The following is a 20,577-nucleotide window of genomic DNA, read 5'->3' as shown; positions in this document are numbered from 1 at the left end:
TGGACAACCTTGAGTCGTGCGGATTGATATCCGCACTCCTTCAAAACCATTGCGCTGGATGTGAGCCCAACTCGGTTGCCGGCAAAGCCCACTGCAACGGCGTTCCAGCAATACGAAGCGGCGTTTGCAGCCGATGCGCCGGCCCCCACGGCGTCTGTTCCATTTGCAAACTCTGATCCTTTGCATCCTCCGGACGCAGCACTTCGTCCGTCCCCGGCCCATGTTCGATCAACAGCTTCGCTGTCCGCGCCAGCGACAACCGCCCCGAGCCACCTCGACCACTGCGTAACCGTTCAGCCAGCAACCGAATCACACTCGCCGCCATCAGATACCCCGTCGCATGATCCAGCGCCTGTACCGGCAGCGGTGTCGGTTTGTCTGCCTGCTTCCAGCGCTGCCCGGCCTCGGCGATGCCGCTGCTCATCTGCACCAGACTGTCGAACCCCCGACGGTTCTGCCATGGGCCGCTCCAACCGTAGGCATTGAGGCAGACATCGATCAGCCCCGGTGCCAGTTGCCGGCGACGTTCGACGCCGAAGCCGAGATGTTCAAGAGCGTCGGCGCGATAGCCGTGCAACAGGATGTCAGCGTCCTGGAGTAACCCTTCAAATACCGCACGATCCGCCGGTTGATGGAGATCCAGCCGCGCACAACGTTTGCCGAGGGTCATTTCCGGCACCACGCCGGGTTCGTTCCAGGTCGGCGGGTCGATGCGCAACACATTGGCGCCGAGCCCTGCAAGAAAACGGCTGGCAGTCGGCCCGGCGAGTACGCGAGTCAGATCGAGCACCTTGAGCCCGGCCAATGGTTGCGCCACCGAGCCTTGCCAGGGTTGATGACTTTCGTCTTTCCCGTCACTGAAATGCACCAAGGGTTCGGCATTCACCGCCAACCCCTGCGGATGTTTTTGCCACTGCGCCCAACTGCGCATTTCGGCAGCACAACCCTTGGCATCGACCACCGCTTGCTCCAGATCGGCACTGGCCCATTGCGCGACTTTCGCCGCCATCGCCGCCCGGTCGGCGCAAGCGCCGAGCACGCTTTCAGCGGCGGCGCGGTGATGCGGGGCGTTGGTGTGCAGGCGGATCCAGCCGTCTTTGGTCGCGTAGTCGCCGGCCACCGGATCCCACAGGGGCGGCACTGCCCAGCCGATCGGTCGCAGCGAGGTGGCGAACCAGAACGACGCAAGACGTCGGTCGACTTCTACAGTGGGCAAGTCGCCGGTCTGCTGCTGAAGGAGTTCGGCAACCGCTTGCCCGGCAGCGGCAATGCTGGCGCAGGCAAGGTCGGTGACGGCGAACACCGAGGGCAGGGCGCCCTCGGCGGTAAATGCAATCGGCGTGGGGGACAAGCCGAGTGCGGCTTGAATGGACGTGAGCAGATCGGTCATCGAAGGCCCTCCTGAACGAGAGGGCAGAATAGTGCAAAACACTATCGACCTCGATGAAACACTCTGTCCCCTGTGGGAGTCAGGGCGAGCGATTACACGCGGAACTGATCCATCAATTTCATCTGCTGGCTGGCCAGGGCGTTGAGCTGGCTGCTGATCGCCGCCGATTCGGTAGCCTGTTCGGTCAGGGTTTCGGTGACGGTACGGATCGCCGAGACGTTGCGGTTTACCTCTTCGGCCACGGCGCTCTGCTGTTCGGCGGCGCTGGCGATTTGCAGGTTCATGTCGCTGATCACAGTGACTGCATCGCTGATCTTGCCGAGGGCGTCCACGGCCTGGCGGATCTGCCCGGCGTTGTTGTGGGCCTGGGTCTGGCTCGAGTGCATGGTCGCGACCACGCCACGGGTGCCGGTCTGGATGCGTTCGATGACCACGCGGATTTCTTCCACCGAATCCTGGGTGCGCTTGGCCAGGTTACGGACTTCGTCCGCCACCACCGCGAAACCACGACCGCTTTCACCGGCGCGGGCCGCTTCGATCGCGGCGTTCAGCGCCAGCAGGTTGGTCTGTTCGGCGATGCTGCGGATCACTTCCAGCACCGAACCGATCTGCTCGCTGTTGACCGCCAGCTCTTCGACCTCGGTGACCGCTTTGCTGACTTCGTCGGCCAGTTGATTGATGTCACGGGTGCTGCGCTCGATGATCGACATCCCGTCCTTGGCCGACTGGTCGGCGCCTTTCGCCGCGTTGGCGGCATTCGAAGCGCTGTTGGCGACGTCGTGGGCGGTGGCGCTCATTTCGTTGGACGCGGTCGCCACCTGATCGATCTCGCGGAACTGCACCTGCATGCCTTCGCTGGTCTGGCGGGCGATCTCCGACGATTGATCGGCGGTGCCACGGGCTTCGGTGATGCTCTGTTTGATTTGGGCGATGGTCGGTTGCAGCTTGTCGAGGAAGCGGTTGAACCAGTTCACCAGTTCGCCCAGTTCATCCTTCTTGGTGTAGTTCAGGCGCTGGGTCAGGTCGCCTTCGCCGCTGGCGATGTTCTTCAGCATTTCGGCGACGCTGTTGATCGGACGGGTCACGCCCGAGGCGGTGAGCCAGATCAGTACCAGGCCGATCAGACCGGCGATCACGGCCACCGTCAGCGTGGTCATCAAGCCGGTTTGCTGAGCGTCGTCGAGCACCGCTTGCAGTTTGACCGAGTCGGCCAGCAGCACTTGTTTCGGCAAGTCGATGACCACGCCCCAGGCGCGGGAGTTGCCGATCGGATCGACCGGGTAAACGGCGCGGATCAGATCGCCCTGTTCCAGAATCTTCGGCGTGCCGGCGCTCAGCAGTTGCAGGATGTCCTTGCCTTCGGTGCCGAGGGTTTCGGCGATGCCTTTGCCGACCTTGGTCGCGTCGGTGCTGTAGGCGCCCAACACGCCGCTGCCGGAGACAATCAGCATGTGCCCGGCACCGTTGAACAGTTCGCGCTGGGAACCCACGGCCGCCGCTTGCAGTGCATCAAGGGCGATGTCGACGCCGACCACGCCGATAGCCTTGCCATCCACCAGCAGCGGCACGGCAATGGTGGTCATGAGCATTTCCTTGCCGCCCACGGTGTCGGCGTAAGGGTCGAGCAGGCAGGTGCGCTTGTTGTCGCGAGGGCAGGTGTACCAGCTGTTGTAAGGCGTGCCGCTGACACTGAGGGTGGTCTTGTTCATGTCCTCTTCGACCATGATCGTGTTCAGCGCAGAACCGGCGGCGCGGCTCCAGTAGGTGGCGAAGCGCCCGGCTTCGTTGGACTGGCGCGCGGCGTCATTGACGAACTCGCTGTCCTTGCCGTCGAGGCCATTGGGTTCGAAGGCCAGCCAGATGCCGAGCACCTTGCTGTTGCGCTCGAACGCGGTCTTCAGGCTCAGGTTCAACTCTTCACGCAGGGCGCCGGCGTCCAGCGAACGCTTGGCGGCCATGACGCGCATGTCCTTGATCTGGTCGGCCAGCGTGGTAATCACCAGCAGACTTTCACCGAAGGTTTTCTGTACCTGCACCGCCTGTTCGGCAGCCTTGGCCTGCAGCAGGTTCTGCACGCTGGCGGTGAGCATCCTGCTGCTCGACTGGCTGACCAGTTCATCGTTCTGGTTGGTCTGGTAGATATTGATGCCGACGATCAGCGCAACCACACCGAGCAGGCACAGGCCGGACAGCAGGACGATTTTCAGGCGTATGGACAGAGAGTCGAACATGGGACGTTCTCGCGAATGAATGAACTGTTGGCTGCGGGGCAGGGAGGAGCCCGGATCGCCAAATCCATTCAGCGCCATTCAATGCTCATCGGCGCGAGGCGAGAGTGCATGAGCGACATGCCGACGAACGGTCATGACTAAACGTTTGCGTGGGTAAAAGCCCTGAAAACAAGGGGAAAATCAGGAAATCTTCGGCAGCGTTTCCGGTCGCGACCAGATCCACAGGTTGCCCATCGTCATCCCTGCAATCGCCAGATAAATCGGCCAGCCGTGATCGAGCATCACCAGCATCAGGGTCGCGCACAGCAGCATGCTGACGGTGGCGCTGACCTTGGCCTTGCGGGCGATGATCTTGCCGTTGCGCCAGTTGCTCAGGATCGGCCCGAACAGCCGATGGTTTTCCAGCCAGGCACTCAGGCGCGGCGAGCTGCGGGTCGCGGCCCAGGCGGCGAGCAGGATGAACTCGGTGGTCGGCAGGCCGGGCACGACGATGGCGATCAGGCCGATACCGAGGCTGACATAGGCGAGCAGGCCGAACAGCAGGCGGGCGAGTCGAGAAGAGGCGGGTTGGGGCATGGGCTCGGGGGGAATGCGTGAGGCGAAATGGCAATCTTACAGACTTGTGCAGTTCCCTGTGGGAGCGAGCTTGCTCCGGGCGGCGCTCCGACGAAAGCGGTACGTCAGTCAACGATGATGTTGAATCTGACGGCCTCTTCGCGAGCAAGCTCGCTCCCACAATGGGCGGTCTGTGTCGCTTTAGGCCGGTTCGGCTTCTTTGGCGTAAGCCTGTTCCAGCAACACCGTGAAGCGGTTGAACGCATCGATCGCGCCCTGCTCCATTTCAGCTTCTTCTTCAGCGCTGAGTTGCAGCGAATCGAGGGTGCGCACGAAGCGCTTCCAGCCTTCGGCGCGACCACCTTCAGGCTCGCCCAGGTGACGGGCGCCGAAGGTTTCACTCAGGTCCAGGGCAACGGCGCGCTTGATCAGAAACGCAGCGCCGAGCTTGGAGCCTTCAGACACGAAGATCCAACCCAGGGCGCGGGCCTTGCTCGGGTTTTTCAGCGCACCGGCGACGGGTACGGGCACTTCGGTGTCGAGGTCCGCGAGGTCTGCCCTGGCCGCTTCGGCGCGGCAGCGGGCCGGCAGGTCAGGGACGATGGCGATCAGTTCGGCATCGTTGTACAGCGACACCAGTTCCGACTGAAACAGGTACTGCGCGACCACGAAGCGGGCGAAGTTGGCGCGGTTCTCGAACGGCGCGTGGGCCTTGACCAGTGCATCGAGCTTGCTGTGCGGCTCGTGGGTGATCTGGTTCAAGCGTTGCGAACGCAGGGCTTTTTCCTGGGTGCTCATGAGATGTCCTTGAAAAGAAGAGGCGCTTGATAACGAGACGTACGGGCAAGCGCCGGACAGTAAAAAAACCTCACGGCGCGGCAATGCACGCGTGCCGTGAGGTCATCCGGATCAGATATCCCAGACCAGATTGATCGCGAAGTTGCGACCCGGCTGGGTCAGGCGATCGAGGTTGGCCGGTTGTGTCACCGAGGCTTCGCCGACACTGTCGTAACCGCGCACGTCGTCCCATAGCCAGTATTTCTTGTCGGTCAGGTTGTAAATGCCGCCGCTGACGGTGACGTCGTCAGTGACTTTGTAGAACCCGGTCAGATCGAGAATGCCGAAGCCCGGCGACTTGAACTGGCTGCTCACACCGTCCGGCGACTTGAAGTTGCTGTCGTCGACGCGATCCTTCTTCTTGACCACGGTCCAGCTCAGCAGGCCGCCATAGTTGTCCTGGTCGTAACCGAGGCCGAATACGCCGGTCAGCGGGTTGACGCTGTTGAGCGGTTCGCCGGTGTCGTTGTTGCGACCGTAGGCATAGGCAATCGAGCCCTGGGTGTACAGGCCTTGTGGCGCGCCGAACGCGTCGAGATTCAGACGCCCTTTGACTTCGGCGCCCTTGATGGTGGCGTGCTTGATGTTGCTGGACTGGAACGTCAGCTCGCTGTAGCCCGGGGTGACGGCGTCTTCGTTGATGAAGTCGCGGTACTTGTTATAGAACACCGCCACGTCGAACGAGCCTTGCTCGAAGTTGCCGCGCAGGCCGGTTTCATAGCTTTTGCTTTTTTCCGGTTCCAGGTCCGGGTTCGGCGCCACGTTGTAGCCGGTGGTGCTGTTCTCGAAGCGGCCGTACAACGCTTTCGCGGTCGGGGTGCGGAAGCCTTCGGCGTACTGACCGTACCAGGTGTAGTTGTCGGTCAGGGCGTAGGTCAGGCCGAATTTGGGCGAGACTTTATGCCAGGTCTTGTTCTCGTCGCTGACCGTGCCGTTGCCGTCGGCGGCCACGGTGTTGAGGAACTCCTGGGTGATGTGCGGCTTAAGCCGGGTGTAGTCGTAGCGCAGGCCCGGCAGGAAGGTCCAGTTGTTCCAGCTGATCTGATCCTGGGCGAACAGGCTGTAGGTGTTGATGGTCGGGTCCGGGAAGTCGCTGGACTTCTTCAGTACGTCAGCCGCGCTGGTAGCGCCGATGGCGGTGCAGCCGCGACCGACCGCCAGGCACTTGCCGTCGCCGCTGCGCGAGCCGGTGACTTTCTGCTGCTTGATGGTGGTGCCGTAAGTCAGCACATGATCGGTGTCACCGATGGCGAATGCCTTGTCCAGTTGCGCGTCGAAGACCCACTGTTTCTCTTCGTAAATCGTGTCGCGGGTGCGCAGCACTTTGCGGGTGATCGGGTAGTAGAACTCTTCGGTGCTCTGATCGGTCTTGGCGGTCTGGTGGTTGAGGCTCCACTTCACGTTGTCCGCCAGCAGGCTGTCGAGCTCGAAGCTGTGCTCCAGGCCGAAACGCTCGCGGGTGATGGTGTCGTTGCCGGTACGCCACTGGTACATGCCGCCGGGCAGCACGCTGTTCGGGATCGTCGGAGCACCGTTGAAGTACGGGCCGCCGTAGGCGCTTTTCTGATCGGTGTCGCGATCATCCTTGTACTTTTCGTAGGTCAGGCCCAGGCGCGAACCCTCGTTGTAGTTCCAGCCGATCTTGGCCAGCACGTTGGTGGCTTTCACGTCTTCCGGGTTGGCGGCGGTGCGCTCCAGGCCGATGCCGTTGTTGCTGCCGTAGGAATCGGTTTCGTGGCCGTCGCGCTGGCTGTAGTGCAGCAAACCGTCGAACTGGTCGGCGCGACCGGCGACGGTGGCGGATTTCAGCCAGCTCTCATCGGCGGAGCTGTAGCCGGTTTTCAGGCGGGCACCGACGTCTTTGCCGGGCTTGATGATGTCGTCCGGGTCGAGGGTGTAGTAGCTGACGGCGCCGCCGATGGCGTTGCTGCCGTACAGCACCGAGGCCGGGCCACGGAGGATTTCGACACGTTTGATGATTTCCGGGTCGACGTAGTTGCGTTGGGTCTTGGCGTAGGGGCCGTTGAAGAAACCGTCCGGCACTTCGACACCGTCGACCTGAGTCAGGATGCGGTCGCCGTCGATGCCGCGGATGTTGTAGCCGCTGATCCCTCCACGCTGGCCGGCGCCGCCGACGGATACGCCCGGCTCGTAGCGCACCAGATCCTTGATGGTGTTGACGTTGTTGCGGTCGAGTTCTTCGCGGGTGTGCACGGTGACGGTGCTGGGCACGCTGTTCACCGACTGTGCCTGACGGGTGGCGCTGATGGTCACCTGATCGAGGTTGAGTGCGCCGCTGCTGACGCGTTTCTCCAGCACGACGTTGTTGTTGCTCAGTTTGCGGAAGCTCAGGTTGGTCCCCACCAACAGACGCTCCAGGGCTTTTTCCGGTGGCAGCGAACCGCGCACGCCCGGCGACGATACGTCCTGACCCAGTTGCGCCGGCAAACCGACCTGCCAGCCCGTGACGGCGGTGAACGCGTTGAGCGCTGACACCAGCGGTTGCTGAGCGATGGCGAACGAGTAGTCGCCCATGTTGCGCGTCGGCTGTTCAGTGGCGGCCATCAGCGGCGCGGTGCCGGCCATCAGGATGGCGGCGGTCAGCAGCGACAGCACGCGGGAAGGGGAAGAAGTCTGGCGGGTAAGGCGTGAGGACATCGATAGCGCTCCGTGTCGCACGAATCTTTATAGGTGCTGATTGATCTCGCGAGATGCGAATCAATTGCATTGGCTATAACGAGACGAACGAGCTTTGGCTATCGAGTAAAAATAATTCTCATTTAGTTCAAAATCACCAGCGCCGGGAATTCCTGAAGCTTGGCCGAGGTGATGTGAGCGAGCGAACGCACTGCGTCCAGCGGCTGGTCGAGGCGGTAATTGCCGGTGACGGCGACGTCGGCCAACCGTTCGCTGGTGTTGATGATGAATCCCGGATAGTAGCGGCGCAGTTCCGCCAGCACTTGGCTCAGCGGGCAGTTCTCGAAGATCAGCCGACCCTGTACCCAGGCCAGATCGGTGGCGGCGTCGACCTTGGCCGAGCGGTCGAAACCGTTCGGGCCGATGCGGATGCTTTCCCCGGCGGACAGCCGCACACGGGCATCGTCACGGGTAGCCCGCAAATCGACATCGCCGCGCTGCACGCGCACCTGCGCCACGCCATCCAGATAACGCACGGCGAATGCGGTGTCGCGCACGCTGGCTTTCACCGGGCCGGCATCGATTTCCAGCGGCTGGCTGCGGCTGGCCGGGATCTCGAAAAACGCTTCGCCCTGATACAGCCGCGCGACTCGCTGCTGATCGTTGATCGTGCTGGAGAACGCGGAATTGGTGTTGAGCAGGACTTTCGAGCCGTCCTCAAGCTGCAGGCGCTGACGCTCGCCGACCACGGTCAGGTGATCGGCCTGCAGACGCATCGGCAGGTTGCTGAAACTGAACAGCCCGAGCAGCAGAACGGCAGCAGTGGCCAGCGGTTTCCAGTGCGGGCGCAGGCGTGTGAGGACGGTGACTTTCTTCGGCTTGGCCGCGAGGTTCTGCGCGCACCGGGCGATCTGCGGGCCGTCCCAGATTGCTTGGGCCTTGGCGAACGCCTCGCCATTCAACGGATCGGCCGCCAGCCAGGCATGGAATTGCCGGGTTTGCTCCTCGTCCGGACTGCCGAGCACGATGAGCCAGTCCAGCGCCTGGTCCATTGCACTTGCGGCGTCCTGCGCCGATGAAGGCGAAGGGGAGCGGTGGATGTCCGTCACGGTGTTTCCTCGGCAGTGTCTGTGCACGGCTGTTTTTTTGGTGAAGCGTAAAAGTCGGGCAAGGGTAACAAAGCCCGATGATCAGTGCAGTCGATCCTGTCCAATACCGACAAGGCTGCCGATCAGTCGCCGTTCAAGCGTTCGGCGACACCGATGCAGATGGTCATGATCAGTTTGAGTTCTTTCTGCACCGTGCTGAGGGAAACGCTCAGTTCTTCAGCGATTTCCTGATAGCTGCGCCCATGCAGGCGGCTGAGGATGAAGATTTGCTGCTGGCGGGGGCTGAGTTCACCGAGGCTCACGTTCAGGCGCTCCAGCAATTGTTCGGCGTGGGCGGCGTCTTCGGCGCTGCTGGCGGGGGCGGCGACGCTGTGCACCACGTCCTGCGGCACGTCGTCGACCATGGTTCGCGATTGAATCTTGCGCGCACGCAAATGGTCCAGCGCCAGATTGCGCGCGGTCTGGAAAACAAAGGGTTCAAGGTGATCGATGTCCCGCTCGCTCAGCGCCCGGGTGACGCGCAGGTAGGTTTCCTGCAGCAGGTCTTCGGCGGTGCTGTGGTTGTTGACCATGCGTTCCAGCGTTCGCAGCAGTGAAGTGCGCTGGGCGAGGAAAACGTGATTGAACTGCGAATGACTCACGGGAGGACCTGATCCGTTTCGAGCGAATGATAATGCTTATCATCCGCCGGAGTGGTCAAGTGTTGATTTCAGATTGAGATCAAAAAACTGTGGGAGGGGATTTGCTCGCGAAGGCGTCGTGTCAGGCAATTAAATGTCGACTGACCTGCCGCTTTCGCGAACAAGCTCGATCCCACTGGTGGATAGCTGTTTATTCCGCGTTGCACAGCGCCAGGCAGTTATCGAGCATGCGGTTGGAGAAGCCCCACTCGTTGTCGTACCAGGCCAGCACTTTCAGCAGCTTGCCGCTGGATTTGGTGTGGTTGGCATCGAAGATCGACGACAGCGGGTTGTGGTTGAAGTCGCTCGATACCAGCGGCAGGGTGTTGTAGCCGAGGATCTTCGAATGCTGGCTCGCTGCTTTCATCAGTGCATTGACTTCATCGGCCGAGGCTTCGCGCTTCAACTGCACGGTCAGGTCAACCAGCGACACATTGATCACCGGTACGCGCACGGCCATGCCGGTCAGTTTGCCCGCCAGTTCCGGCAGCACCAGGCCCACAGCTTCGGCAGCGCCGGTCTTGCTCGGGATCATGTTCTGGGTGGCGGAGCGCGCGCGGTACGGGTCGGTGTGATAGACGTCGGTCAGGTTCTGGTCGTTGGTGTAGGCGTGAATCGTGGTCATCAGACCGCTTTCGATGCCCAGTTCGCGGTGCAGCACCTGGGCCACCGGCGCCAGGCAGTTGGTGGTGCACGACGCGTTGGAAATGATCTGGTGCGACTGGCGCAGAATGTCGTGGTTCACACCATAAACGACGGTGGCATCGGCGCCCTTGGCCGGGGCCGAGATAATCACTTTGCGTGCGCCGGCGGTAATATGCGCGGCGGCTTTGGCCCGGTCGGTGAACAGACCGGTGCATTCGAACACCACATCAATCTTTTCCGCGGCCCATGGCAGGTCGGCCGGGTTGCGGATGGCGCTGACCGAAATGCGGTCGCCGTTGACGGTCAGGCTCTCGTTGTCATGAGCAACTTCGGCGTCGAATGTGCCATGAACGGTGTCGTACTTGAGCAGATGCGCATTGATCGCGCTGTCGCCCAGATCGTTGATGGCGACGATCTGCAAATCCTGACGATAGCCCTGGGTATACAGTGCACGCAGGACATTACGGCCGATGCGGCCAAAACCATTGATTGCGATTCGAAGAGTCATTGAGCAGCGCCGCCGTCGTTTTGTTGTTGGAATTACAAGATTATTCGCATAAAAATAGAAAACAAGCCTTTTTAGTGGCAATATTTTGTTTTATCTACAACGAGTGACCTGAATCAACTGGTCCGAATGATCAAGAAAACCGCCCGTCATCCCATGCGTGCGGGCTCCTTGATCAGCATAGACAATCAGGTCGCCACATCCGTTAGCCTGGAGTTCTAAACATGCATCCCCGCGTTCTTGAGGTCACCGAACGGCTTATCGCCCGCAGCCGCGCCACGCGTCAGGCTTACCTTGCGCTGATTCGCGGCGCTGCAACTGACGGGCCGATGCGCGGCAAGCTGCAATGCGCCAACTTCGCCCACGGCGTGGCCGGATGTGGCAGCGAAGACAAGCACAGCCTGCGGATGATGAACTCGGCAAACATCGCAATTGTTTCGTCATATAACGACATGCTCTCGGCGCACCAGCCGTATGAAGTCTTCCCGGAACAGATCAAGAACGCCCTGCGCGAAATCGGCTCGGTCGGCCAGTTCGCCGGCGGCACGCCTGCGATGTGCGACGGCGTGACCCAGGGCGAGCCCGGCATGGAACTGAGCCTGCCGAGCCGCGAAGTGATCGCCATGTCGACGGCGGTGGCGCTGTCCCACAACATGTTCGACGGCGCGCTGATGCTCGGCATCTGCGACAAGATCGTGCCGGGCCTGATGATGGGCTCGCTGCGTTTCGGTCACCTGCCGACGATTTTCGTTCCGGGCGGGCCGATGGTCTCGGGGATTTCCAACAAGGAAAAAGCCGACGTGCGGCAGAAGTACGCCGAAGGCAAGGCGACCCGCGAAGAGCTGCTGGAATCGGAAATGAAGTCCTACCACAGCCCGGGCACCTGCACGTTCTACGGCACCGCCAACACCAACCAGTTGCTGATGGAAGTCATGGGCCTGCACTTGCCGGGCGCCTCCTTCGTCAACCCGAACACGCCGCTGCGTGAAGCCCTGACCCGCGAAGCCGCGCATCAGGTCACCCGTCTGACCAAGCAGAACGGCAACTTCCTGCCGATCGGCGAAATCGTCGACGAGAAGGCGCTGGTCAACTCGATCGTCGCGCTGCACGCCACCGGCGGTTCGACCAACCACACCCTGCACATGCCGGCCATCGCCATGGCGGCGGGCATTCAACTGACCTGGCAGGACATGGCCGACCTCTCCGAAGTCGTGCCGACCCTGAGCCACGTCTATCCGAACGGCAAGGCTGACATCAACCACTTCCAGGCCGCCGGCGGCATGTCGTTCCTGATTCGCGAACTGCTCGAAGCCGGCCTGTTGCACGAAGACGTCAACACCGTGCTCGGCCACGGCCTGAGCCAGTACACCAAGGAACCGTTCCTCGATAACGGCAAGCTGGTGTGGCGCGAAGGCCCGACCGACAGCCTCGACGAAAACATCCTGCGCCCGGTGGCCCGTGCGTTCTCGGCAGAGGGCGGCTTGCGTGTGATGGAAGGCAACCTCGGTCGCGGGGTGATGAAGGTGTCCGCCGTCGCGCTCGAAAACCAGATCGTCGAAGCGCCGGCCATGGTGTTCCAGGATCAACAGGATCTGGCCGACGCCTTCAAGGCCGGTCTTCTGGAGAAGGATTTCGTCGCGGTGATGCGCTTCCAGGGCCCGCGCTCCAACGGCATGCCGGAACTGCACAAGATGACGCCGTTTCTCGGCGTGCTGCAGGATCGCGGCTTCAAGGTTGCGCTGGTGACCGATGGACGCATGTCCGGCGCCTCGGGGAAAATCCCGGCGGCGATTCACGTCAGTCCGGAAGCTTATGTGGGTGGCGCTTTGGCGCGCGTGCAAGAGGGCGATATCATCCGCGTCGATGGCGTCAAAGGCACTTTGGAACTCAAGGTGGACGCCGCCGAATTCGCAGCGCGCGAACCCGCCAAAGGCCTGTTGGGCAACAACATCGGCAGCGGTCGCGAACTGTTTGGCTTCATGCGTTTGGCCTTCAGCTCGGCGGAGCAGGGCGCCAGCGCCTTCACTTCTGCCCTGGAGACGCTTAATTGAAACTGGCTTTGGTCGGTGACATCGGAGGCACCAACGCGCGGTTTGCGTTGTGGAAAGATCAGCAGCTCGAATCGGTTCAGGTGCTGGCCACCGCCGACCATGCCAGCCCGGAAGAGGCGATCAGCCTCTACCTGAGCGGGCTGGGTCTGGCGCCGGGTGCCATCGGTTCGGTGTGCCTGTCGGTGGCGGGGCCGGTGAGCGGTGATGAATTCAAGTTCACCAACAACCACTGGCGCCTGAGTCGCAAGGCGTTCTGCCAGACCTTGCAGGTTGAGCAGTTGTTGCTGGTCAACGACTTCTCGGCGATGGCGCTGGGCATGACCCGTTTGCAGCCCGGCGAATTCCGCGTGGTCTGCGAAGGCGAGCCGGAGCCATTGCGCCCGGCAGTGGTCATCGGCCCGGGCACCGGCCTGGGCGTCGGCACGTTGCTTGATCTCGGTGAAGGGCGGTTCGCCGCGTTGCCGGGAGAGGGCGGTCACGTCGATCTGCCGCTGAGCAGCCCGCGCGAAACCCAGCTCTGGCAGCACATCTACAACGAAATCGGCCACGTCAGCGCGGAAACCGCGTTGAGCGGCGGCGGCTTGCCGCGGGTGTACCGTGCGATCTGCGCGGTGGACGGGCATGAACCGAAACTCGACACGCCGGAAGCCATCACTGCGGCAGGCCTTGCGGGCGACCCGATTGCCCTGGAAGTGCTGGAGCAATTCTGCTGCTGGCTTGGTCGCGTGGCCGGCAACAACGTGCTGACCGTTGGCGGCCGTGGCGGGGTGTACATCGTGGGTGGCGTGATTCCGCGTTTCGCCGATTTCTTCCTCGAAAGCGGTTTCGCCCGCAGCTTCGCCGACAAGGGCTGCATGAGCGATTACTTCAAGGGCATTCCGGTGTGGCTGGTGACGGCGCCGTACTCGGGGCTTGTCGGTGCAGGAGTGGCGCTCGAGCAGGAAGGCTGAAGATCGTTCCCACGTCGGGGCGTCGAACCGTCCGCGTGGGAATGCAGCCCGTGACGCTCTGCGTCACTGGACGCGGAGCGTCCCTTGATACATTCCCACGCAGAGCGTGGGAACGATCGGTCTACACATCAGGCATAATCCGCCCAATTCCAACAACAAGGATGCCTTCGAAGTGAGCTCAGTCAACAAGTCGATTTTGTTGGTCGATGACGACCAGGAGATACGCGAGTTGCTGGAAACCTACCTGACCCGCGCGGGTTTTCAGGTACGGGCCACGGCGGATGGCGCCGGTTTTCGTCAGGCGCTGAACGAAGCGCCGAGCGATCTGGTGATCCTCGATGTGATGCTGCCCGATGAAGACGGCTTCAGCCTGTGCCGCTGGGTGCGCCAGCATCCGCGTCAGGCTCAGGTGCCGATCATCATGCTCACCGCCAGTTCCGACGAAGCCGACCGGGTCATTGGCCTGGAACTCGGCGCCGACGATTACCTCGGCAAACCTTTCAGCCCCCGCGAACTGCAAGCCCGGATCAAGGCCCTGCTGCGGCGCGCTCAGTTCGGTCAGGAGCGCGGCGGCAGTGAAGTGCTGGCGTTCGATGAGTGGCGGCTGGATATGGTCAGCCATCGACTGTTTCACACCGACGGCGAGGAAGTGATTCTGTCCGGCGCCGACTTCGCTCTGCTGAAACTGTTCCTCGACCACCCTCAGGAAATCCTCGACCGCGACACCATCGGCAACGCCACCCGTGGCCGCGACCTGATGCCCCTCGACCGCATCGTCGACATGGCCGTCAGCCGTTTGCGCCAGCGTCTGCGCGACACCGAAAAGCCGCCACGGCTGATCCGCACCGTGCGTGGCAGCGGCTACCAGCTGGCAGCCAATGTGGTTGCCGGCAATGGTCACTGAGTTCCTGCGCACCACCGCGCGCAAAGTGCCGATGCCGCGTTCGCTGCTTGGGCGGATGTTGCTGCTGACGTTGCTCGCGGTGTTGTTCGCCCAGACCCTGTCCAGCGTGATCTGGGTGTCCCAGTTGCGCGCGACCCAGCTCGAAGGCCTGGTCACCAGCGCCCGCAGCCTCGCCCATTCGATGACCGCCAGCGTCAGTTATTTCCGTTCCTTGCCGGTGGCCTATCGGCCGCTGGTTCTCGATCAGTTGCGCAGCATGGGCGGCACGCGTTTTGTCGTGACGCTGAATGACAAACCGCTGGGCATGGAAGTGCTGCCGGTGACGCCGCGCAAGGCGGCGGTGCTCAAAGCGGTGGATGAGGTGCTGCGTCAGTCGCTGGGCCAGGACACCGACATTCTGGTGACCTTCGTCAGCCCCGATGATCTGCGGATTTTCAACGCCGGATTGAAGCTCGATGAGTTGCCACGTTCGTGGGCGCATTACGCCTTGACGCTGGAACCGGTGAATCCGCCGGTGCTGGTCACCCAGATTCAGTTGGCGCCCGGTGAATGGCTGTACATCGCCTCGCTGCTGCCCGAGCCCTACACCAGTCTTGAAGAGCAAGGCCTGCCGACCCAGCAGGTGTGGTTCATCGTCTTCACCAGCGGTTTCCTGTTGTTGTTTATCGGCCTGCTGGTGCACTGGCAGAGTCGGCCGCTCAAGCGTCTGGCGCGGGCGGCGCGGGACTTGTCGCTGGGCGCCGACGTCGAGCCGGTGGCCGAGGGCGGTGGCAGTGAAGTGGTGGAAGTGGGCCGCGCGTTCAACACCATGCGCGAGCGGATCAGCCGTTACCTGACCGAGCGCAGTCAGTTGTTCAGCGCGATTTCCCATGACCTTCGTACCCCGATCACCCGCCTGCGTCTGCGGGTCGAACTGCTCGAAGACGAACAACTGCAAACCAAGTTTGGCCGTGACCTGGACGAGCTGGAGCTGCTGGTCAAAGGCGCGCTGCAATGCGTCAAAGACACCGACATTCACGAAAACATCGAACCGGTGGATCTGAACCATGTACTCGACTGTCTGGTGGAGCCGTATCTGGCGCCCAACGGCAACGGTCGTGTGACCCAGCAGGGACGGGCGCTGGCGGCTTATCCGGGCAAGCCGTTGGCGCTCAAGCGCTGCATCGGCAACCTGATCGACAATGCGTTGAAGTACGGACAGAACGCGCATTTGCATATCGATGACGACGAAAGCGCCTTCGTGCTGCACGTCGATGACGAAGGGCCTGGCGTGCCGGAGCAGCGGCTGGAGCAGGTGTTCGAGCCGCACTTCCGGTTGGCGGGGCAGCAGCAGGGGTATGGGCTCGGGTTGGGGATCGCCCGCAACATTGCTCATAGCCATGGCGGTGAAGTGACGTTGCAGAATCTGCGTGAGGGCGGATTGCGGGTGACCCTGCAATTGCCGCGTTCGGCGGATTGACCTGAATGTCACCGAACGGTGACAAAACCTGCCCCCTTCGTTACAAGCCAACCCAGGCCCGTTGTTTAGACTCCCCGCAGTCATAACAACAAAAAAGGCCACCCATGGATCACTTCAATCCGGACTTCAGCAGTTGGCTGAACGCCCCTGCCCACCAGCAATGGCTTGCCGACGAAGGCCTGCGTCTGCTGGCATTTGCCAAGGCTTCACGGCTGCCCGAAGGGTTTGGCAATCTTGATGAGCGCGGCCAGCTCCAGGCCGGCGCGCAAGCCGAAACCATGAACACCGCGCGCATGACCCATAGCTTCGCCATGGCCCATATTCAGGGCCTGCCGGGCTTTGCCGAGCTGGTCGATCACGGCATTGCGGCCCTGCGCGGTCCGTTGCGCGATGCGCTGCACGGCGGCTGGTTCGCCGTCGCTGAACATCGTGACGGCAACACCGGCAAGAACGCTTATCTGCATGCTTTCGTCGCCTTGGCGGCCAGCTCCGCCGTGGTCGCGCAACGCCCCGGCGCCCAAGCGTTGCTGGATGACGCCATCGACATCATCGACACCTATTTCTGGAGCGAAGAAGAGGGCGCCATGCGCGAGTTCTTCAATCGCGACTGGCGCGAAGAGGAAGCCTATCGCGGCGCCAACAGCAACATGCACGCCACTGAAGCCTTCCTGGCGCTGGCCGATGCAACAGAAGATCCGCGCTGGCTGGTGCGTGCGCAGCGCATCGTCGAACGGGTGATTCACGGTCACGCCGCTGCCAACGATTACCTGGTGATCGAGCATTTCGACCGCGACTGGCAGCCACTGCGCGAATACAACCAGGACAATCCCGCCGACGGTTTCCGTCCCTACGGCACCACGCCGGGCCACGGTTTCGAGTGGGCGCGGCTGTTGCTGCACCTTGAAGCGGCGCGGGTCCAGGCTGGCATGCTGACCCCCGGCTGGCTGGCCACCGACGCGCAAAAACTGTTCGAGCAAAACTGCCGCCATGGCTGGGACGTCGACGGTGCGCCGGGCATCGTTTACACCCTCGACTGGAACAACAAAGCGGTGGTGCGCCATCGCCTGCACTGGACTCACGCCGAGGCCAGCGCTGCCGCCAGTGCCTTGCTCAAACGCACCGGCGATGCGCAGTACGAAACCTGGTACCGCCTGTTCTGGGAATTCTGCGAAGCGAATTTCATCGACCGCTGCGACGGCAGCTGGCATCACGAACTCGATCCGCAAAACCGTCCAAGTGCCGATATCTGGGCGGGCAAGCCGGACCTGTACCACGCCTGGCAGGCCGTGCTGATCCCGCGTCTGCCGCTGGCGCCAAGCATGGCCAGTGCTCTGGCACAGCTTTCACGAAACGTTCCTGTGTAACCATGTGGTGACATTCGCGCGTCCCTTCGTTACCTGCGAGGGGAAACGCTCTGTTTAAACTCGTGTGCAGCGCAAGCACCAGACTTGCATGCATAACAACAAGAAAGGTACATCTCAGATGAATGCGATTTCTCGCCTCGCTACTGTCATTTCTGTCGCCTCCCTGTTCCCGCTCGCTGTGCTGCCCCTGAGTGTTTCCGCTGCCGAATCCAAAGGTTCGGTGGAAGTCGTGCATTGGTGGACGTCCGGTGGCGAAAAAGCCGCCGTCGATGTGCTCAAGGCTCAAGTCGAGAAAGACGGCTTCACCTGGAAAGACGGCGCTGTCGCCGGCGGTGGCGGTGCGACTGCCATGACCGTGCTGAAAAGCCGCGCGGTAGCCGGCAACCCGCCGGGCGTTGCCCAGATCAAAGGCCCGGACATCCAGGAATGGGCGTCGACCGGTCTGCTCGACACTGACGTGCTGAAGGACGTTTCCAAGTCCGAGAAGTGGGACAGCCTGCTCGACAAGAAAGTCTCCGACACCGTGAAGTACGAAGGTGATTACGTGGCCGTGCCGGTGAACATTCACCGGGTGAACTGGCTGTGGATCAACCCGGAAGTCTTCAAGAAAGCCGGTATCGAAAAAGCCCCGACCACCCTCGAAGAGTTCTACGCCGCCGGCGACAAGCTGAAAGCGGCGGGCTTCATCCCGCTGGCTCACGGTGGTCAGCCATGGCAGGACAGCACCGTGTTCGAAGCGGTCGTGCTGTCGGTGATGGGCGTTGATGGTTACAAGAAAGCCCTGGTCGACCTGGACAACGCTGCCCTGACCGGCCCGGAAATGGTCAAGGCTCTGACCGAGCTGAAGAAAGTCGCGACCTACATGGACGTCGACGGCAAAGGTCAGGACTGGAACCTGGAAGCGGCCAAGGTCATCAACGGCAAGGCCGGCATGCAGATCATGGGTGACTGGGCCAAGTCCGAATGGACCGCCGCCAAGAAAGTCGCCGGCAAGGACTACGAGTGCGTAGCTTTCCCGGGCACCGACAAGGCGTTCACCTACAACATCGACTCGCTGGCCGTGTTCAAGCAGAAGGACGCGGGCACCGCGGCCGGTCAGCAGGACATCGCCAAAGTCGTGCTGGGTGAAAACTTCCAGAAAGTCTTCAGCATCAACAAGGGCTCGATCCCGGTGCGTAACGACATGCTCGCCGACATGGGCAAGTACGGGTTTGACTCGTGCGCCCAGACCGCTGCCAAGGACTTCCTGGCAGATTCCAAGAATGGCGGCCTGCAGCCGAGCATGGCGCACAACATGGCGACCACGCTGGCGGTGCAGGGTGCGTTCTTTGATGTCGTGACCAACTACATCAACGACCCGAAAGCCGACCCGGCCGACGCTGCCAAAAAACTCGGCACCGCCATCAAGGCTGCCAAGTAACGTCAGCGTAGAGCAGCTGCAAGCTTGAGGTCGCGCATCGGCCTCAAGCCTGCAGCTTGCAGCGGTCCTTCATTTTCTTTACTGGATCTTCCCATGAGTTCTGTTGCTGTGTTCAGCAAGGCCTCGCCGTTCGACGCATTGCAGCGCTGGCTACCGAAACTGGTGCTGGCGCCGAGCATGTTCATCGTTCTGGTGGGCTTCTATGGCTATATCCTCTGGACGTTTGTCCTGTCGTTCACCACGTCGACCTTCCTGCCGAACTACAAGTGGGCAGGCCTGGCGCAATACGCGCGGCTGTTCGACAACGACCGCTGGTGGGTGGCGAGCAAGAACCTGGCCGTGTTCGGCGGCATGTTCATCGGCATCACCCTGGTGATCGGCGTGACACTGGCGATTTTTCTCGACCAGAAAATCCGCCGCGAAGGCTTTATCCGCACCATTTACCTATACCCGATGGCGCTCTCGATGATCGTCACCGGTACTGCGTGGAAATGGCTGCTCAACCCGGGCATGGGCCTGGACAAATTGCTGCGGGACTGGGGCTGGGAAGGCTTCCGTCTCGACTGGCTGATCGACCCGGATCGCGTGGTGTATTGCCTGGTGATTGCGGCGGTCTGGCAAGCTTCGGGCTTCATCATGGCGATGTTCCTCGCCGGTCTGCGTGGCGTTGATCAGTCGATCATTCGTGCCGCCCAGATCGACGGCGCGAGCATGCCGCGCATCTACTGGAAAGTGGTGCTGCCAAGCCTGCGTCCGGTGTTCTTCAGTGCAGTGATGATCCTGGCGCACATCGCGATCAAGAGCTTCGACCTGGTGGCGGCCATGACGGCCGGCGGCCCGGGTTATTCCTCCGATCTGCCGGCGATGTTCATGTACTCGTTCACCTTCAGCCGTGGACAGATGGGCATGGGCTCGGCCAGTGCAATCCTGATGCTCGGCGCGATCCTCGCGATCATCGTGCCTTACCTGTACTCCGAGCTGAGGACCAAGCGTCATGACTAGTCTCGCCTCCAAACCGGCCATCAGCCTGAGTCGCATCGCGATCTACGCGGTGCTGATCCTCGCGGTCCTGCTGTATCTGGTACCGCTGGTGGTCATGCTGCTGACCAGCTTCAAGACCCCGGAAGACATCTCCACCGGCAACCTGCTGAGCTGGCCGACCGTGGTCAGCGGCATCGGCTGGGTGAAAGCCTGGGCCACCGTTGACGGCTACTTCTGGAACTCGATCAAGATCACCGTTCCGGCCGTGATCATCTCCACCGCCATCGGTGCATTGAACGGTTATGTACTGTCGTTCTGGCGCTTCCGAGGTTCGCAGCTGTTCTTCGGTCTGCTGTTGTTCGGCTGCTTCCTGCCGTTCCAGACCGTGCTGCTGCCGGCGTCGTTCACCCTCGGCAAGATGGGCCTGGCAAGCACTACCACGGGCCTTGTGTTCATCCATGTGGTCTACGGCCTGGCGTTCACCACGCTGTTTTTCCGTAACTACTACGTGAGCATTCCGGATGCGCTGATCAAGGCGGCGCGTCTCGATGGCGCGGGGTTCTTCACGATCTTCCGCCAGATCATCCTGCCGATGTCCACCCCGATCATCATGGTCTGTCTGATCTGGCAGTTCACCCAGATCTGGAACGACTTCCTGTTCGGCGTGGTGTTCTCCAGCGGTGATTCGCAACCGATCACGGTGGCGCTGAACAACCTGGTCAACACCAGCACCGGGGCCAAGGAATACAACGTGGATATGGCGGCGGCGATGATCGCCGGGCTGCCGACCCTGCTGGTCTATGTGGTCGCAGGCAAGTATTTCGTGCGCGGGCTGACGGCCGGCGCAGTCAAGGGGTAA

General features: G+C 61.8%; 16 protein-coding genes and 1 pseudogene. 8 read left to right on the top strand and 9 right to left on the bottom strand.

Going from position 1 to position 20,577, the window contains the following annotated elements; all coding sequences use genetic code 11:
* Positions 1 to 40: 40 nt before the first annotated feature.
* From CAF79_RS06630 to gap, 9 genes and pseudogenes are all read right to left on the bottom strand, one after another.
* Complete coding sequence (locus tag CAF79_RS06630) at positions 41 to 1,390, bottom strand: CoA transferase (protein ID WP_085697156.1); 1,350 nt, start codon at positions 1,388 to 1,390, stop codon at positions 41 to 43.
* Between the two features lie 92 nt (positions 1,391 to 1,482).
* Positions 1,483 to 2,238 (bottom strand): methyl-accepting chemotaxis protein, encoded by a 756-nt coding sequence (locus CAF79_RS29685; protein WP_371320921.1) that lies wholly within the window; start codon positions 2,236 to 2,238, stop codon positions 1,483 to 1,485.
* A 102-nt stretch (positions 2,239 to 2,340) separates the two neighbouring features.
* Positions 2,341 to 3,348 (bottom strand): annotated as a pseudogene (locus tag CAF79_RS29680) (HAMP domain-containing protein); the annotation flags it as partial.
* Between the two features lie 453 nt (positions 3,349 to 3,801).
* Complete coding sequence (locus tag CAF79_RS06620; protein ID WP_085697155.1) at positions 3,802 to 4,197, bottom strand: YbaN family protein; 396 nt, start codon at positions 4,195 to 4,197, stop codon at positions 3,802 to 3,804.
* 180 nt (positions 4,198 to 4,377) lie between these two features.
* Entirely contained in the window at positions 4,378 to 4,974 is a 597-nt protein-coding gene (locus tag CAF79_RS06615) for a biliverdin-producing heme oxygenase (protein WP_085697154.1), read from the bottom strand.
* A 111-nt stretch (positions 4,975 to 5,085) separates the two neighbouring features.
* Complete coding sequence (locus tag CAF79_RS06610; protein WP_085697153.1) at positions 5,086 to 7,671, bottom strand: TonB-dependent receptor; 2,586 nt, start codon at positions 7,669 to 7,671, stop codon at positions 5,086 to 5,088.
* A gap of 122 nt (positions 7,672 to 7,793) precedes the next feature.
* Positions 7,794 to 8,759 (bottom strand): FecR domain-containing protein, encoded by a 966-nt coding sequence (locus CAF79_RS06605; RefSeq protein WP_085697152.1) that lies wholly within the window; start codon positions 8,757 to 8,759, stop codon positions 7,794 to 7,796.
* Positions 8,760 to 8,881: 122 nt separating this feature from the next.
* Entirely contained in the window at positions 8,882 to 9,400 is a 519-nt protein-coding gene (locus CAF79_RS06600) for an RNA polymerase sigma factor (protein WP_085697151.1), read from the bottom strand.
* Between the two features lie 190 nt (positions 9,401 to 9,590).
* Positions 9,591 to 10,592, bottom strand: coding sequence for a type I glyceraldehyde-3-phosphate dehydrogenase (gap, locus tag CAF79_RS06595; protein WP_007951174.1), 1,002 nt, complete (start codon positions 10,590 to 10,592; stop codon positions 9,591 to 9,593).
* A gap of 221 nt (positions 10,593 to 10,813) precedes the next feature.
* On the opposite strand from gap, the gene edd reads away from it, so the two are divergent.
* The 8 genes from edd (at position 10,814) to CAF79_RS06555 (ending at position 20,577) form a co-directional block, all read left to right on the top strand.
* On the top strand, positions 10,814 to 12,640 hold the full coding sequence (edd, locus tag CAF79_RS06590; RefSeq protein ID WP_064598951.1) for a phosphogluconate dehydratase: 1,827 nt from the start codon (positions 10,814 to 10,816) through the stop codon (positions 12,638 to 12,640).
* Positions 12,637 to 13,590, top strand: a complete 954-nt coding sequence (locus CAF79_RS06585; protein WP_085697150.1) for a glucokinase — start codon at positions 12,637 to 12,639, stop codon at positions 13,588 to 13,590. Before edd ends, CAF79_RS06585 begins: the two co-directional genes overlap by 4 nt.
* A 172-nt stretch (positions 13,591 to 13,762) precedes the next feature.
* A complete protein-coding gene (locus CAF79_RS06580) occupies positions 13,763 to 14,494 on the top strand; it encodes a response regulator (RefSeq protein WP_085697149.1) in 732 nt (243 codons plus the stop codon).
* 31 nt (positions 14,495 to 14,525) lie between these two features.
* Positions 14,526 to 15,953, top strand: coding sequence for an ATP-binding protein (locus CAF79_RS06575; RefSeq protein ID WP_170929703.1), 1,428 nt, complete (start codon positions 14,526 to 14,528; stop codon positions 15,951 to 15,953).
* A 104-nt stretch (positions 15,954 to 16,057) separates the two neighbouring features.
* The gene (locus CAF79_RS06570) at positions 16,058 to 17,317 is read left to right on the top strand and encodes an AGE family epimerase/isomerase (protein WP_085697147.1); all 1,260 of its coding nucleotides are present in this window, start codon (positions 16,058 to 16,060) and stop codon (positions 17,315 to 17,317) included.
* A gap of 118 nt (positions 17,318 to 17,435) precedes the next feature.
* A complete protein-coding gene (locus CAF79_RS06565; RefSeq protein WP_085697146.1) occupies positions 17,436 to 18,737 on the top strand; it encodes an ABC transporter substrate-binding protein in 1,302 nt (433 codons plus the stop codon).
* Between the two features lie 93 nt (positions 18,738 to 18,830).
* Entirely contained in the window at positions 18,831 to 19,739 is a 909-nt protein-coding gene (locus CAF79_RS06560; protein WP_085697145.1) for a carbohydrate ABC transporter permease, read from the top strand.
* Positions 19,732 to 20,577 carry a carbohydrate ABC transporter permease gene (locus CAF79_RS06555; protein WP_007951164.1) on the top strand — a complete coding sequence of 282 codons (846 nt, stop codon included), beginning with the start codon at positions 19,732 to 19,734 and terminating at the stop codon, positions 20,575 to 20,577. The genes CAF79_RS06560 and CAF79_RS06555 overlap by 8 nt, the downstream gene beginning before the upstream one ends.

This window comes from Pseudomonas sp. B26(2017) (assembly GCF_002113045.1).
Lineage (GTDB): Bacteria > Pseudomonadota > Gammaproteobacteria > Pseudomonadales > Pseudomonadaceae > Aquipseudomonas.
The sequence above is the reverse complement of the archived record's forward strand: the minus strand, read 5'-3'. Positions and strand labels throughout refer to the sequence as shown.